The organism is Paenibacillus harenae DSM 16969 (assembly GCF_000422465.1).
GTDB lineage: Bacteria > Bacillota > Bacilli > Paenibacillales > Paenibacillaceae > Pristimantibacillus > Pristimantibacillus harenae.
The window spans coordinates 697,868-712,741 of sequence record NZ_KE383844.1; the positions used below are offsets into that span (position 1 = coordinate 697,868).

General features: G+C 54.9%; 13 protein-coding genes and 1 riboswitch. Of the genes, 4 read left to right on the forward strand and 9 right to left on the reverse strand.

Annotated elements, in window-relative coordinates:
- Positions 1 to 76: 76 nt before the first annotated feature.
- The gene (locus H581_RS0127380) at positions 77 to 1,513 is read right to left on the reverse strand and encodes an NAD(P)/FAD-dependent oxidoreductase (RefSeq protein WP_028612791.1); all 1,437 of its coding nucleotides are present in this window, start codon (positions 1,511 to 1,513) and stop codon (positions 77 to 79) included.
- A 61-nt stretch (positions 1,514 to 1,574) separates the two neighbouring features.
- Positions 1,575 to 1,674, reverse strand: a riboswitch (purine riboswitch).
- Positions 1,675 to 1,911: 237 nt separating this feature from the next.
- Between H581_RS0127380 and ytxJ the strand changes: the two genes are divergently transcribed.
- On the forward strand, positions 1,912 to 2,250 hold the full coding sequence (gene ytxJ, locus H581_RS0127385) for a bacillithiol system redox-active protein YtxJ (protein WP_028612792.1): 339 nt from the start codon (positions 1,912 to 1,914) through the stop codon (positions 2,248 to 2,250).
- 214 nt (positions 2,251 to 2,464) lie between these two features.
- Here ytxJ and H581_RS0127390 read toward each other — a convergent pair whose 3' ends face one another.
- A complete protein-coding gene (locus H581_RS0127390; protein ID WP_084134829.1) occupies positions 2,465 to 3,841 on the reverse strand; it encodes an amino acid permease in 1,377 nt (458 codons plus the stop codon).
- Between the two features lie 242 nt (positions 3,842 to 4,083).
- Between H581_RS0127390 and H581_RS0127395 the strand changes: the two genes are divergently transcribed.
- Together H581_RS0127395 and H581_RS39405 are read left to right on the forward strand one after the other, a co-directional pair.
- Entirely contained in the window at positions 4,084 to 4,698 is a 615-nt protein-coding gene (locus H581_RS0127395; RefSeq protein WP_028612794.1) for a PH domain-containing protein, read from the forward strand.
- A gap of 156 nt (positions 4,699 to 4,854) precedes the next feature.
- Positions 4,855 to 4,989 carry a hypothetical protein gene (locus tag H581_RS39405; protein ID WP_281169577.1) on the forward strand — a complete coding sequence of 45 codons (135 nt, stop codon included), beginning with the start codon at positions 4,855 to 4,857 and terminating at the stop codon, positions 4,987 to 4,989.
- Between the two features lie 213 nt (positions 4,990 to 5,202).
- Here the strand turns inward: H581_RS39405 and H581_RS0127405 are convergent, their stop codons facing one another.
- From H581_RS0127405 to H581_RS0127430, 6 genes are all read right to left on the reverse strand, one after another.
- Complete coding sequence (locus tag H581_RS0127405; RefSeq protein WP_028612795.1) at positions 5,203 to 6,429, reverse strand: pyridoxal-phosphate-dependent aminotransferase family protein; 1,227 nt, start codon at positions 6,427 to 6,429, stop codon at positions 5,203 to 5,205.
- Complete coding sequence (gene allC, locus H581_RS0127410) at positions 6,426 to 7,715, reverse strand: allantoate deiminase (protein WP_051251406.1); 1,290 nt, start codon at positions 7,713 to 7,715, stop codon at positions 6,426 to 6,428. The genes H581_RS0127405 and allC overlap by 4 nt, the downstream gene beginning before the upstream one ends.
- 30 nt (positions 7,716 to 7,745) lie before the next feature.
- Positions 7,746 to 9,116, reverse strand: coding sequence for an allantoinase (locus H581_RS0127415; RefSeq protein WP_028612797.1), 1,371 nt, complete (start codon positions 9,114 to 9,116; stop codon positions 7,746 to 7,748).
- Between the two features lie 40 nt (positions 9,117 to 9,156).
- Positions 9,157 to 10,251 carry an ABC transporter substrate-binding protein gene (locus tag H581_RS0127420; protein WP_028612798.1) on the reverse strand — a complete coding sequence of 365 codons (1,095 nt, stop codon included), beginning with the start codon at positions 10,249 to 10,251 and terminating at the stop codon, positions 9,157 to 9,159.
- A 73-nt stretch (positions 10,252 to 10,324) separates the two neighbouring features.
- The gene (locus H581_RS0127425; RefSeq protein ID WP_084134809.1) at positions 10,325 to 11,122 is read right to left on the reverse strand and encodes an ABC transporter permease; all 798 of its coding nucleotides are present in this window, start codon (positions 11,120 to 11,122) and stop codon (positions 10,325 to 10,327) included.
- Positions 11,122 to 11,883, reverse strand: a complete 762-nt coding sequence (locus H581_RS0127430) for an ABC transporter ATP-binding protein (RefSeq protein ID WP_028612800.1) — start codon at positions 11,881 to 11,883, stop codon at positions 11,122 to 11,124. The genes H581_RS0127425 and H581_RS0127430 overlap by 1 nt, the downstream gene beginning before the upstream one ends.
- Positions 11,884 to 12,101: 218 nt before the next feature.
- Here H581_RS0127430 and H581_RS0127435 point away from each other — a divergent pair, with 218 nt between their 5' ends.
- Complete coding sequence (locus H581_RS0127435) at positions 12,102 to 13,784, forward strand: PucR family transcriptional regulator (protein ID WP_028612801.1); 1,683 nt, start codon at positions 12,102 to 12,104, stop codon at positions 13,782 to 13,784.
- 101 nt (positions 13,785 to 13,885) lie between these two features.
- On the opposite strand, the gene H581_RS0127440 is transcribed toward H581_RS0127435, so the two are convergent.
- Positions 13,886 to 14,734, reverse strand: a complete 849-nt coding sequence (locus H581_RS0127440) for a YheC/YheD family protein (protein ID WP_084134810.1) — start codon at positions 14,732 to 14,734, stop codon at positions 13,886 to 13,888.
- Positions 14,735 to 14,874: the final 140 nt, after the last annotated feature.

Below are 14,874 nucleotides of genomic sequence, written 5' to 3' on the forward strand. Positions count from 1 at the left end.
CATCATAGCACGCTGCACGGCGGATTGCAACTTGGGTTTTATTCTGCCTACCTCCATCCACCCCGCCCAACTGAAACTAAACTCCCGCCTTCTCCATCATCCCGCGCGCGATCCATACGCCCGCCGCGCCGGCTTGAGCCAGTCCGCGCGTGATGCCTGCGCCGTCCCCGCCGCAGAATAGTCCGGCGATTTCCGTCTCGAATGAATCCGTCAGCTTCGGACGGGCGGAATAAAACTTCGCTTCAACGCCGTAGAACAGCGTGTGCTCGGAAGCAATACCCGGCGTTACCTTCTCCAGCGCCTCCACCATCTCGATCAGGCTGCGCATCGTATTGTACGGCAGCACAAGCCCGAGATCGCCCGGCACCGCTTCCTTCAGCGTCGGCTCCAGAAAGCCTTCGCGGATCCGGCTTTCCGTCGAGCGTCTCCCTCGAATAATATCGCCGTACTTCTGGACGATCACGCCGCCGTTAGAAAGATCATTCGCACGTTTGCAGATTTCCCGCGCATATTCGTTCGGTTTATCAAACGGCTCCGTAAACTTATGCGACACAAGCAAAGCAAAGTTCGTATTCGGCGAGCCAAGAGCCGGATCCTTATAGGAGTGACCGTTCGCCGCCATGACGCCGCTATGATTTTCGACGACAACATGCCCGGACGGATTGCTGCAGAACGTACGCACCCGCGTGCCGACCGAGGTGTTGAATACGAATTTCCCTTCGTACAAATGCTCGTTGATTTCACGCATTACCACATCGCTCGTCTCGACGCGCACGCCGACATCGACCTGATTATTGTACATTTGCAGGCGCCGCTTCTTCAATATTTCCGACAGCCATTTCGAACCGTCGCGGCCCGGCGCGATCATGACCAGATCCGCTTCATGCGAATCGCCGCCCTTCAGCGTGATGCCCCGCACCTTATGCTTGCCATCCTGCTTCACCGTTATCATATCCTCGACTTCCGCCTTGAACAGCATGTCGATCCGCGGCTCCAAGTAGGCGCAGATGGACTGCAATATCTCCAGATTTTGCTCCGTTCCAAGATGGCGAACCTGCGCTCGCAGCAGCTTGAGCCCCGCCGCGTAGCCCCGTTGCTCGATATCGCGGATCGTCTCCGTCGTCGGGTCGGTAATGTTCGTCGTAGCGCCGTGCTGCAGATTAATATCGTCCACGTAACGAATCAGCTCAAGCACCTTGGAAGGAGCCAAATAATCGGTCATCCATCCGCCGAACTCCGTTGTAATGTTGAACTTCCCGTCGCTGTAGGCGCCGGCGCCGCCGAAGCCCGCCGTGATCGAACAGGCCGGCAGGCAGCCGGCAAAATCCTTTTTGCCAGCGGCAGGCGGACACAGCTTGATTTTCTCCTCCAATATCGGACAGCTGCGTTTATATATCGAGTGGCCCTTATCCACTAACAAAACCTTCCAATGAGGCGCTTTCAATGTCAGCTCATAACATGCGAAAATACCGGCCGGACCTGCTCCAACCACAATAACATCGTATTTGCTCATACTTCTACTATTCCTCCCGTATCGCTCGAATAGACACAAAAAATCCTGACTCCGAATAGGTATGCCAAAGCAGCCTATCCGTAGCCAGGAATTATCGGTTCCTTGTAGAAACCCTCAAACCGTATCTTTGAGGATATACGAACATAAGAAAGCATAGCGCAAAATAACGAATGTGTCAACTGACCAAATCATAATTGTTCGTATTCGGTTGAATTATACGCTTTTTCATTATTTCAATTACCCGATACACATCCAAAAGACGAACATTGGACAATCCTCACCGAGACACAAATACACCCGCCCCCGTCTCGGGATGACTTTGCTTTGTCAAAAGAGATATAATACTTGTACCGGCTCATCATCATCTGCCATGCAGAACAAAAGGAGTGTTTCCGAACATGTCATACAAAGAAATTACGTCCATAGAGGAATGGAATAAGGTTTACGAGAACTCATCCGAGCGTCCTCTCGTCGTTTTCAAACACAGCACAACCTGCCCGGTCAGCGCGAACGCGCACCAGGAGTTCTCGAACTACCTGAACGGCACGCCGAATCAGAACGTGGAATACGTACTCGTCAAGGTGATTGAGTCGCGCCCCGTATCGAATCAAATCGCCGAGGACACGTCGGTGAAGCACGAATCCCCGCAAATCATTTACATCGATAAAAAAGCAAAGGTGTGGACCGCTTCCCATTGGTCCGTCACCAAAGCGCATATTTCCGCCGTACTCGACTAGAGCCGTACATCAGCATTCGATCGGGTTAGATAGATGCGGAGCTTCAACCAGCAGAAACGCCTGCCCTTAGCACTTGTCAGAGGACGAAACCGTTTCGAGGAGAATTCTAAGCGCATATAAGCGTAAAACTTATAAATGCTTAGTGATTAAAAAGCCCAAACCTTCGCCGACATGCGATGGATTGGGCTTTTTTTTCGTGCAGCAGCTTAAATGCTTATTCCTCCGGATCCAGCTTGCATTCCGACAGCTTGAGCATCTTGGTGCGGTGCTTCCATTTGTGACCGAGGAAGATGGCCAGAAATAATGGAATGCCTACATAAGAAGCGATCATATACCCCCAGTCGATGCGGCCGTCATTCAGCGCGCCGACAAATTGGCCGAAAATTACGATCAGACAGAGCGCCATCGCAAGCAGCGGGCCGAACGGAAACCATTTGGCACGGTACGTCAGCTCATTCAGGCTCCGCCCCTGCGCCGCAAACGCCCTCCGGAAACGGTAATGGCTGATCGCGATGCCAAGCCAGACGATGAAGCCCGACATGCCCGATGCATTGAGCAGCCATACATAGACAACGCCGTCGCCGAAGAAGGATGCGAGAAAAGCAAGCATGCCGAGCGCAGCCGTCACAAGCAGCGACGCAGCCGGCACGCCGCGTTCATTCAGCTTGGCCAGAAATCGGGGGGCTTTTCCGTCCTTCGCCAGCACCCAGAGCATCCGGGTCGATGCGTACATGCCGGAATTGCCGGCCGACAGCACCGAGGTCAGAATGACCGCGTTCATGACCGAAGCCGCAACGGCAAGTCCTGCTTTTTCGAAAATAATCGTAAACGGACTCGTTGCAATATCGCTGCTTGCGATTTGCTCGTCGGTATGCGGGATCAACAGGCCGATGAGCAGGATGGCGAGGATATAAAACAGCAGAATGCGCCAGAAGATCGTTTTGATCGCTTTCGGGATATTTTCGCGCGGATTCTCGCTCTCGCCCGCCGTAACCCCGATCAGCTCGGTTCCCTGGAAGGAGAAGCCGGCTGCCATGAACACGCCCAGGATAGCCAAAAAGCCCGCGGGAAACGGGTTTTCCGTCAAATTCCGGAAACCCGCCGCTTCCCCCCTCCAAATGCCGACGACCATCATGAGGCCGAGCGCAATGAACACGATAACCGTTATGATTTTGATCATGGCAAACCAATATTCCGATTCGCCGTACCCTTTAACCGATAATAAATTCAACCCTGTCATCAACAGCAGAAATAATCCGCTCCATAGAATCGACGGACTGTCCGGAAACCAAAATTTCATGATCAAGGTCGCGGCCGACAGCTCGGCGGCGATCGTTATGGCCCAGTTGTACCAATAGTTCCATCCTAAAGCGAAGCCCAGCGAAGGATCGACGAAACGGGTGGCATACGTGCTGAACGTTCCCGATACCGGCATATGCGTCGCCATTTCCCCCAGGCTGGTCATTAAGAAATATACCATGATGCCAATCAGCGCATAGGCAAGCAGCGCTCCGCCCGGACCCGCCGAATGAATCGCGCCGCCGCTCGCCAGGAAAAGTCCCGTCCCGATCGAGCCTCCCAGCGAGATCATCGTGATATGCCTTGCTTTTAGCCCTCTGCGCAGCGAAACTGCGCCTTTTTGTTGCTTACTCAACGATTAACACTCCATTCATGCCTTCTCTAGTTGCGCGATATGCCCTAAGTTTGCTAATTTTTCCGTTTTTTATCCACAGCTCCCGCAAATAAACCGTTCAAACGAACTAACCGATGGACAGAAATTCATTATATAATGAATAGGAAATAATTCTATGGTAATAAGAGAGGAATGGTACAATGTTTGGAAAATTGGCTGCAGACGCTCTTGGACTGAGCGACATCGGGTCGGTAATCAAGCCTGAGGATTACAGCAAAGTCGATTCTGACGACTATGTCATGCACGAGGACAACGAGAAAATTTATTTTCTCATTAAATCGAAGTCGGACGAATATTGCTTCACCAATCTGGCGCTTATCCATTTGGACGGCACGAGCGCTATGAGCAAGAAACGCACGCTGAAGCGTTATTCCTACAGCGCCAACCAGATCTCGCAGGTTTCTCTCGAAACGGCCGGCACGGTCGATCTTGATGTCGAGATCAAATTTTCGATCGGCTCGGTTCCCTTCAACATCGACGTGAACAAGAAGCACATCGAAGAGCTGAAGGACCTGTATAAGGCGCTGATCAAAATCTCGGAAATTACGCGCGAGAATGAAATCTCGCTTGAATACGCAAGACGCAGCCTGGATCTCGCGTCCTCGACGCTGCAGCACATCCACAAAGGCGATTTCAACATCGTCGAGCAGTTCGACGGCCTGAATAAATCCGCCTTCAACTGGCTCGTGAACACGCACAAGCAGTACAAGGTGAAGGATTTCGGCACGATTTTCGAGCGGTATATTAATAACTAGGAAAAAAGCAGACCGGCGTTTTCGTCGGTCTGCTTTTTGGGGCTTGGGTAAAATTTTGAACGAATGCGGCTGGGCTTCTTCCGATCCGACAGCAGCCCAATCAAATCACCAGCCTATGAATAGGTTAATATCAGCAGGTAACGGGAGGCTGGGTAAATGAAGGATCGCAGCGACGTGCTAAGCGCCGAAGACATCGGATTAATTGCGGCTATATTAGTGTTGGTAGGCGATGTATTCGCCGTATGGGCGTTGCTCAAAGCCAGAAAGGAAGAGGCAGGAAACCATAAATAGCCGCAAATAACCTCACATAACCACAGATAACAAGAGATAACAAGACATAACCACTGATAACCACAGATAACTACAAATAGCCGCAGATAGCCTAAAGAAGTCTAAAGAAGACTAAACGAACAAAAAAAATCTCGTTAAATCTCAGTAATCATAAGTAATCTAACCAACAACAAATCGCTTCATATCCCCCCTCAGCTCAATGAGCGAGGCAGTTTAGACTCCATACACATCCATCGCCGCCAGCACGCCGCGTCCGGCATCCACCCGGTAGCCGTGACGCAGGAGCACGGCCTCCAGCGCCCCCAGCGTCAGCAGCACATTGCGCTTGCTGCAGCTGTAGCCCATCGTGCCGATGCGCCATATTTTGCCCTTCAGCGGGCCGAACGAGCTGGCGATCTCGATGCCGAACTGCCCGAGAAGCATCGTTCTCACCGATTCGCCGTCGATGCCGGCCGGGATTTCAACGCAGGTGACGACGGTCATTTTGCACGAAGGGTCGCCGTACAGCTTCAGCCCCATCGCCTCAATACCGGCCATTAGCGCAGCTTCATGCTGACGGTGCCTGATATAACGCGCCTCGAGTCCCTCTTCCAGGACAAGCCGGAGGCCTTCGCGCAGCGCATACAGCATCGAAGTCGCTTCCGTATGATGATTAAGCCTAGCCGGGCTCCAATAGTCCTGCAGCTGGCTAATATCCAAATAGTTACTTTGGATCGGGCGCAACAGCGGATCCTCTTCGTCGTCAACCGGTAGAAGGCCCCTTTCGATTTTTTTGCGCTTCTGCAGCTTGGCTTCCGCGCGTTGGTTATATGTAATCGGCGCCATCCCAGCCGGTACGGACAAACATTTCTGCGTGCCGCCGATGACCGCATCGAGGAGCAGCCGGTCCGTTGCCACCTCAATTCCGCCGATCGTCGCGACGGCGTCAACGACGAGCAGCGCCCCCGTCTCTCTGCACACTTGCCCGATGCCTTCCAGCGGCTGTATCCTCCCCGTGGACGTCTCGCCGTGCACAAGGGCGACCAGAGCCGGGCGATGCTCGCGAATCGCGGCCGCAATCTCGGAAACGTCGAAGACGGCGCCCCATTCTTTCTCCAGCGTAACCACCTCCGCGCCGCACCGCTTGGCGATTTCCGTCAGCAGGTGGCCGAAGCGCCCATAGATGGGCACCAGCACCTTATCCCCGGGTTCGATCAACCCGACGAGCACAGCCTCAATGCCGGAACGGGACGTCCCGTCGACGGGGAACGCCCATTCGTTCGAAGTCATGAACAGCTCCCGGAGCATGCCCATCGTTTCATTCATCAGCGACGTAAACTCCGGATCGAACTGTCCCAATATCGGGTAAGACATCGCCCGCAGCACGCGCGGATCGACCTCCACCGGACCGGGTGTCATAATGGTGCGCGGCGACGGCGACAAGTCCCTGTATGCCTTCATGGTAGCCCTTCCCCCTCATAGCCTAATCGATAGAGCAGCTCCGTCAGCACGAGCGCTCCTGCAGCCAGATCGCGCGGCTTCGTGTATTCCTCCGGCGAATGCGATATGCCTCGCCTGCTCGGAACGAACAGCATTGCCGTCGGGCAAATATGCGCGAACATTTGGGCATCATGCCCCGCTCCGCTAACCATCCGCTTCGACGGCACGGACAGGCTGCAGATCACCTCATCCATCTGCCGCTTCAACTCGTCATTCATCGGCACCGGCGCCTCTTGAAACCATACCGTGCCTTGAATGGTTAGCTGCCTTGCATCCGCCAGTTCCGTAAACGTACGCATCACCCACTCACAGAAGCTGTCGAGAGCCTGCTCGTCGACATGCCGCGCGTCTACGGTAAAACTTACCTTGCCGGGCACGACATTCGGCACATTCGGCTGCACCTGCAGCCTGCCGACGGTAGCGACTAGCGGATCGCCGAGTCTGACCGCTTCCTTGCGCAAAGCCTGCATCATCGAGCTTACGCCTTCCAATGCGTCCTTGCGCAGCCGCATCGGCGTAGTCCCCGCATGGTTCGCCTCCCCAAGCACCTCGAACTGCAGCCTGCGCTGTCCGGCAATCGCTTCGACGACGCCGATGACCGCCCCTTCCGTCTCAAGGACGGCTCCCTGCTCGATATGCGCCTCGATAAAAGCCCCAATGTCGCTGCGGCGGCTTTTCCTCCCGACGCCTTCGCCGAAGCCGCAGCTGCTCATGGCATCCGTGAAGGTCACGCCGCGCGTGTCCCGCAAACCGGCGACATGCCCAAAATCCCGTTTGCCAACGATGCTGCCCGAGCCCCAATAAGCCACCGGAAACCGGCTTCCTTCCTCTTCGCACAGCGAAACGACCTCCAGCGTACGCTTCGGCTGGCCGAACTGCCGACGCAAATAGACGAGCGCCGCAATGCCGGCCGCTATGCCGTATGCCCCGTCATACATCCCGCCCTGGATGACCGTATCGATATGCGAGCCGGTTAGAACGGAAGGTGCCGAAGCATCCTCGCCCGGTAATTTTCCGAATAAGTTGCCAACCTCGTCAAACTCCGCTTTCAGGCCGAAGCCGTCCATTTTGAGCGCTAACGCCCGTTGCGTCTCCAGCCAGCCGTCAGAGTAAAGCAGCCGCGATATGCCGCCTTGTTCATCCGTGCCGTACGTTGCCAGCTCATTCAATATCTGCATGACGAAGCTTTCAAAATAGTCCAGCAACCGCTCCTTTTCCTGCGGATGAGAAAGTACGCTTCGCGCCATAGCTGCTCCTCCCTTCCTGTCAGCGAATGCCTATCGAACCCACCGGCCCTGCATCCGGCCGCTTACGCCCTGCTCAGCGTCATATACCCGCCGTCCGGCAAGGTAAGTCGCTGCGACCTTACAATGCATGGTCTCGCTTATATAAGGACTATGCTTATGGCGATGATACAAATGCGCGGCTTCCAAAATATAAGTCTTATTCAGGTCAACAAGCACAAGATCCGCATCCATCCCGATCCGGATCTCGCCTTTGGCAGATTGAAGACCGAACCGTTCCGCCGGGCCGCCGGACAGCAGACGGCTGAGCAGCGGAAGCGGAATGCCGCGGCGCACGTGGCCTTCGCCGATGACCAGCTCCACCGAGCTCTGAGCGCCGGCGATGCCGCCCCACGCATCGAAGAAATTGTCCGCCTCCTTCATGGATACGGGGCAAGGCGAGTGATCGGAAGAGATCATATCCAGATCGCCCGCAGCGACGGCGTCCCACAGCTTCTCGCGCTCCCCATCGTCGCGCAGCGGAGGCGAGCATTTCGCAGCCGCTCCCTTCCGGTCCAAATCGGAAGACGTAAGGACCAAATAGTGCGGACACGTCTCGACGGTTACATCCATGCCTCGCAATCGCGCCTTCCTGATCGCTTCAACTCCCGCCGCGCTGCTGATATGGACAAAATGCAGCTTGCAGCCCGTCTGCTCCGCGTAGAATAACGCGCGGTTAACGGCTTCCAGCTCCGCTACGATCGGCCGCGACGCCACGTAATCCGCCGGGGTCAAGCGCCCCGACGCGCGCATCGCCTGGCCGAGCTTCGATACGATCGGCTCGCTTTCCGCATGCAGGGCAAGCACCTTGCCAAGCCCTGCAATGATCTTCATTCCTTCGAGCAGCGTATAGTCATCAACCTCGCGGAAGGCATCCTCGCCCGGATCGCCCGGCGAAGACATAAACGCTTTGAAGCCGACGACGCCGGCTTCATGCAGCGCTTCAAGCTCATGCAGCTTGCCCGGCACCAGCCCGCCCCACAGCGCGTAATCCACATGGGAGCGGTCCTGCGCGGCTGCAAGCTTCTGCTGCATGGCCGATACCGTTACGGTCGGCGGGATGCCGTTCAGCGGCATGTCGACGTAAGTCGTGCAGCCGCCTGCCGCAAGAGCGGCCGAGCCGGTCTCGAAGCCTTCCCATTCGCCGAGCCCGGGTTCGTTCAAATGCACATGAACGTCAATCATGCCCGGCATAACGGTAAGTCCTGCGGCATCAACCACTGCAGCCGCGGAGCCGGCGTCCAGCCCCTCGCCCAGCTGGACGATTTTCCCCGCCAGTATTCCGATATCCAGCGCCGCCACTCGATCCTTAAGCACAACGTCTCCGTTTTGGATGATTAAATCCAGCTTGCGATGTCCCCCCATCCGGCTCCCTCCACCTCTCGCGTTGTTTGCCCTGCTCCCTTTACTTTAGCTCGACGGAGATCAGGCTCGAATCCACTTCCTTCAGCAGGCTGAGGTCATGGTAGGAAGACGGCGCCGGTACCGATTTGATGTTGCCCACGCTCTTCAGATACTCGCCTACAGCCGGACCGTTGCTGCCGTTCACATAAGTGTCGCTTACCTCCATGGAATAGACGTTGCGCATCATGATCTGCGTCAGCTCCTCCTCGCCGAGGTGCAGCTCCGGAGCCAGAATTTTAATCGCTTCCTCACGGTTGTCATTAATGTAATCCGTCGCTTTCTTCAACGCGCGCAGCACAGCTTTCAGCGTATTCGGATTTTTCTCGATAAAATCGTCGGATACTTGAATCGTCGTATGCACGCTCATCCAGTTCACGTCGCCCTGCTTATCGGGCAGCTCGCTCTTCGTCCCGCTGAACAGGAATTTGCCTCCGCCTTGAATCGCCTTCGTAATGAACGGCTCCCATGCAGCCAGCGCGTCGATGTCGCCCTTCTCGAGCGCAACAACCGCGTCGCTTGGCGCCAGATTGACATATTTGATTTTGCCGGCGTCCACGCCAAGCTCTTCCGCCATGTTATTGATCGCGATCATCACGTCGGCTCCGCTCGGAATGCCGATCGTCTTGCCCTCGAGATCCTTCGCGCTGTTCAGTTCCAGCTTGCCCGATCCGACAACCGCTTGCGTACCGGCGATTTGAGCCAGCGGCGCGATGATTTTGACCGGAATATCCGTCGATTTCAAAATAATGTCCATGAAGTTCGTTTGAATGCTGACCGGCGCGCTGCCCCCGGCGACCATCGGACCGATATCCGGACCGCTCTCGATCAGCTGGCTTGTTACGGTAAGGCCCTCCTCCTTGAAGTAGCCCAGCTTATCCGCGATAATTTGCTGCGACGAGATTTGCGCATCGCGCACGCCGACCAGCGTCAGCTCCGTCATCTCAAGCTCCGTCGACGCGCCGCTGTTAGCCGGAGCATTCGACGCTTCATTTCCGCCCGTAGATGCCGGTGCATTATTTCCGCCGCAAGCGGCAAGCACAAAGGTTAACGACATTAAGGCAACAGCGGATTTCAACCATTTTCCGGATTTCTTCATTGATATTCCCTCCATTTTTTCTCTATTCTTTTTGGTTTGAAAAAAAATTCAGCCAACCGTTCCTATCGCGGAGCTACTTCTCGACGGCATCGCGAAGTCCGCCTTTGCGCCAGACCATGATCCTCCTCTCAACCAGCTTCAACAGGTATGAAAACAAGCTGTATTCCAAGCCAATCAAAATGATGGCAACGAACATATTCGTAATTTTAAAATAATTTCTGGCGTCCACGATGATATAGCCGAGGCCCGACTTCGCTCCCATCATTTCGGAGACGATCAAGGCGGAGAAGGATAAGCCCAAGCTCACCTGCGCGCCGACGAGAAAATTCGGGATCGCCGAGGGCAGCATGACTCTCGTAAAAACCTGCCGCTCCGTCGCGCCCAAGCTGAGAGCCGACCGGATCAGCGTGGAAGGCACCGACTTGAAGCCGTCAAGCGTATAGACGAGCACCGGAATGAACGTTGTCCATGCGATAAGCAGCACCTTCGGAAACTCACCGATGCCGAACCAGATAATGAACAGCGGCAGCAGCGCCAGCGCCGGAATCGGACCGACCAGATTCAGAATCGGCGAGAACCAGTTCTCCACCGCCTTGAATTTACTCATAATGACGCCAATCATTACCGCTGCCGCGCTGCCGATTACGAAGCCAAGCAGAATCCGGATCGTGCTTGACAGGATGCTGTCTGTTATAATGCCGGTCTTCGCCAGCTCCCAGCCCTCGCTGAGCAGCACCGTCGGCGCGGGGAGAAAGTTCGGATTGAACAGCTTCGCGCTTTCATTCACCCTGGAGAACAGCTCCCACAACACGAAGAACAGCAGCCCCGGAAGAACGTTATATTTTTGAAAAAAACGCTTTGCCCCGCTCATTACGACCCCACCTTCGCAGCTGCAGGCTCCTCGTATTCATCGTCCATCAGAACGCGTTCGATTCTGCTCATCATTTCTCCGAAGCCCGCGGAATAAGATGATCTCGGATGCTTAATGCCAACCTCGAAAATATCCGCAATCTCGCCATGCTTCATCACGACGACGCGATCCGCCAAGTAGACGGCCTCGCTGATGCTGTGCGTAACGAATAATATCGTCGGCTTCAGCTGACTGCAGATTTTCTGCAGCTCCACCCGCATCATTTCCCGCGTCAGCACGTCCAGCGCGCCGAACGGCTCATCCATGAGCAGAATATCCGGCTTGCTTGCCAGCGCCCTCGCGATGCCGACGCGCTGTTTCATTCCGCCTGACAGTTCTGCCGGATAATGCGAAGCGTACGTTTCCAATCCGACCAGCTTCAGGAACTCTCGCGCCGTCTCCTTGGCTTGCGCCTTGGGCGCCTTCTGCACCTCCGGCCCGAATGAAATATTGTCCAGAACCGTCATCCACGGGAACAGCGCGTGATCCTGGAACACCATCCCTCTTGATTTGGACGGCCCCTTGATCGTTTCCCCGTCGACGGTCATTGCGCCCTCATCTGGCAACAGATAACCCGCAATCATATTTAACAGCGTTGATTTGCCGCATCCGCTATGGCCTAATATGCATATGAACTCATGTGAATGAACGGTAAGATCGACGTTTTTCAGAATCGTCCGGCCTCCAAAGCTCTTCCCGACCCCTCGCACTTCCAGCTTCATTCCCTCAACCCCAATCCGATCAATTGTTAGATTATCTAACACATATCTGATGCATAGCTACATCATAATCGGTCCTATTCAAAAAGTCATTGTGCAGCTTAGCCAAAAATATACCGCCATTGTTGAATATTATAAACAAGCATCCATTTACAGCCGCTTTCACTAGTGATATATTGTGTCATATAATATAACACTCACTTGAAGGCGGTGCTGCGGTCATGCTGCTCAAAGAACTCATTTCTCTTCCCGTTTACGCGAATGCGAAGGTGGTTGCCGGACGCGCGGGCATGACGAACAGCGTCCAATCGGTCAATATCATGGACGCGCCGGATATTATTCATTATTTGAAGCCGCAGGAGCTGCTTCTTACGACCGGCTATGCGATGAAGGATCATCCGGAGGCTTTGCTCGCGCTTGTCGCGAATATGGCGGAGGTCGGCTGCGCCGGGCTGGCGATCAAGACCAAGCGGTTCTTCCAGGAGGTTCCGGCGGATGTGCTTCAGCGCGCCGAAGAGTTGCAATTCCCGATTATCGAGCTGTCCCTCGAACAATCCCTTGGCGATCTGGCCAACTATTCGCTAAGCCAAATATTGGAGAAACGGACGGACGAGCTGCATTATGCCTTGTCCACGCACAAGCAATTTTCGCAAATGATTATGCAGGGCAAGAGCACGCAGCATGTCGTCGATGCGCTCGCGGGGCTGATAGCCTCGCCGGTCCTATTGCTGAATCAGCAGGCGGAGCCGCTCTTCCGCTCCGGCTCCATGCCGGAGAAGCTTTACAGCAGCGCACTGCCGTTGCTGCAGCTGGAGCTGGCGGCTCGACAACCCGCGCCGGCCGCTTATACTCTGCAGCTTGTCCCGCAGGAGGCTGCCGGAGCGGTATATACGGCCGCGGAGCTGCAGCCGATTGTTACCTATCAGTTGGAAGGCTTCTTAATCGCATTAACCAACGATAACGATAGCGGCAGACAGCTTGCCATTCTTAGCAAGCATGCATTGGAGCAAGCAGCCAACGTCATTGGTCTGGAGCTCATGAAGAAGCAAGCCGTGAAGGAGCGGTCGCGCCGGTATAAGAACGAATTTTTCTCCGATTTCGTTGACGGCTTGATCGCTTCGGAGCAGGAGCTCATGCATCGCAGCAGAAATTACGGCCTGCTCCATCATCCCGTCTACATCAGCGTCGTCGCGCGGCGCGATACTTCATTCGGGCATCCGCACGACTCCGGCGCACTGGAAGATGCGGATGGACGCTACATATCGGAGCGCGACCGGCATTACAACTTGCTCAAGAGCGAATTCGCCAAGCTGGAGCTGAAGTTTGTGCTTTTTACGAAAAACGATTATTTCTGTTTTCTGATCGCCCTAAAGTCCAATCAAGACGTCGCCAAGGGAAAGGACAGCCATTTTCTTGAGCAGCTGAAGGGTATCGTGTTCACCCTTAGCCACACCCACGGCATTCCCGTTTCGATCGGCTTCGGCAATCCGGTCTCGCAGTTAACGGATATCCCCGTCTCCTACAAGGAAGCGGTCGAAGCGCTCCAGACCGGCTATGACGCGCGCAAGACGCAATTCGTTCAGCCCTACCGCGCCAAGAACATCACCAGCCTGCTGCGGATGATTCCCAAGGAGGAGCTGAGGGAGTACTATAAGGAGACGTTCAAGGATTTGCTGAGCATCGAAGGCAAAGAGCGCCTTGATCTGCTTAAGACGCTCAGCACCTTCTATGATACGCATTGCCAGCTTGCCGAGACAGCGAAGCTGCTGTTCGTACACCGCAATACCGTCACGTACCGCCTCGATAAATGCGAAAGGCTCACCGGCCGCGATCTGCGAGACCCGGTCGAGAGCCTGCGATTCCGCGCCGCCTTCCAGATGGAGCCGCTTATTCAGGCGGAATAACTGGAGGAGTCGCGCTGCTGTAATCTAACGTGCTGCCGGGGTCGCGAAAGTTGCAGGCAGCAAGAAGGAAGAACGAATAGGATGAACTAGGAAAGAAAAAGCTACAGTCCGCGCCGCGCCTTCATGCATCTGAGCTTGTAGGTTTTGCCGTAAGCTTTGCCGTAACGGATAATTCTGCGGAGCATGGATCGATCCGGCAAGAGCGCGAACGGGCACGGGTCGGGCACGGTGTTCACCTCCAAAATCCACGGCTTCAGGCTCCGGTCGAGCGCCAGGTCAAGGCCGACCTCGACGATGCCCGGGTACGCACGGTGAAGGCGCTTGACCGTACGGATGCCGATACGGTCCATATTCTTCAGCAGGCGCGATCTGGATTTGCTATTCATGCTGCCCTTCAATAAATAGGCAGTTGGATAGATCGAGCCGCCCTGACTGCCGTTTGTTACGATTTTATGGGGATGGGCGACCCGGCCGACCGTTCCGGTAGCCTCCCACCCTCCCTGCGGCGAACGCTGGACGACAAGCCGGATATCGAAGGAGCGGCCTCTATGCTTCAGCAGCCGCACCCCCTTTTGCACCAAATACCTTTTCCCCGCGGTTTCCTTCTTAAGGGAATAATGGAATTTGTCATAGGATGTGAATATTCTTCTCCTCACGCCGCGCTGGTACGAATAACTCGCCCTCTTGCGACCCGCTCTTTTTATTTCCGCCTTCATCACCCCGCGTCCAAGCGATCCGTGCGTCGGCTTTACATAGACCATCCTGTACGTGCCCAGCATTCTCTTCAAGCTTCGCTTCGTCAGAAGGACCGTATACGGGATATGCCCCCGCAGCGTCCGATCCTTCCACAACACCTTCGTCTTAGCCCACTTATCCGATATACGTCTGCCTCTCTTGCCTGTCGATAAGGTCTTGCCTTTCTTGTTTTTCTTACTTTTCTTCCTGTTCACGTACTCCCTCCACTCTTATATTTGCTCTCAATAGCATACGAACCTTTTGCAAAAATGGATGTAGGCCGCTGACGTCGTAATCCGAACCAACACGAAACGAGAACATATGCTTAATTAACATATGGATCCAAAATGCTAAA

Excerpts from the sequence above, each read along its gene's own strand:
- H581_RS0127380 (WP_028612791.1), bottom strand. The coding sequence starts at position 1,513 with ATGAGCAAATACGATGTTATTGTGGTTGGAGCAGGTCCGGCCGGTATT.
- ytxJ (WP_028612792.1), top strand. The coding sequence starts at position 1,912 with ATGTCATACAAAGAAATTACGTCCATAGAGGAATGGAATAAGGTTTAC.
- H581_RS0127390 (WP_084134829.1), bottom strand. The coding sequence starts at position 3,841 with ATGATCTCGCTGGGAGGCTCGATCGGGACGGGACTTTTCCTGGCGAGC.
- H581_RS0127395 (WP_028612794.1), top strand. The coding sequence starts at position 4,084 with ATGTTTGGAAAATTGGCTGCAGACGCTCTTGGACTGAGCGACATCGGG.
- H581_RS39405 (WP_281169577.1), top strand. The coding sequence starts at position 4,855 with ATGAAGGATCGCAGCGACGTGCTAAGCGCCGAAGACATCGGATTAATT.
- H581_RS0127405 (WP_028612795.1), bottom strand. The coding sequence starts at position 6,429 with ATGAAGGCATACAGGGACTTGTCGCCGTCGCCGCGCACCATTATGACA.
- allC (WP_051251406.1), bottom strand. The coding sequence starts at position 7,715 with ATGGCGCGAAGCGTACTTTCTCATCCGCAGGAAAAGGAGCGGTTGCTG.
- H581_RS0127415 (WP_028612797.1), bottom strand. The coding sequence starts at position 9,116 with ATGGGGGGACATCGCAAGCTGGATTTAATCATCCAAAACGGAGACGTT.
- H581_RS0127420 (WP_028612798.1), bottom strand. The coding sequence starts at position 10,251 with ATGAAGAAATCCGGAAAATGGTTGAAATCCGCTGTTGCCTTAATGTCG.
- H581_RS0127425 (WP_084134809.1), bottom strand. The coding sequence starts at position 11,122 with ATGAGCGGGGCAAAGCGTTTTTTTCAAAAATATAACGTTCTTCCGGGG.
- H581_RS0127430 (WP_028612800.1), bottom strand. The coding sequence starts at position 11,883 with ATGAAGCTGGAAGTGCGAGGGGTCGGGAAGAGCTTTGGAGGCCGGACG.
- H581_RS0127435 (WP_028612801.1), top strand. The coding sequence starts at position 12,102 with ATGCTGCTCAAAGAACTCATTTCTCTTCCCGTTTACGCGAATGCGAAG.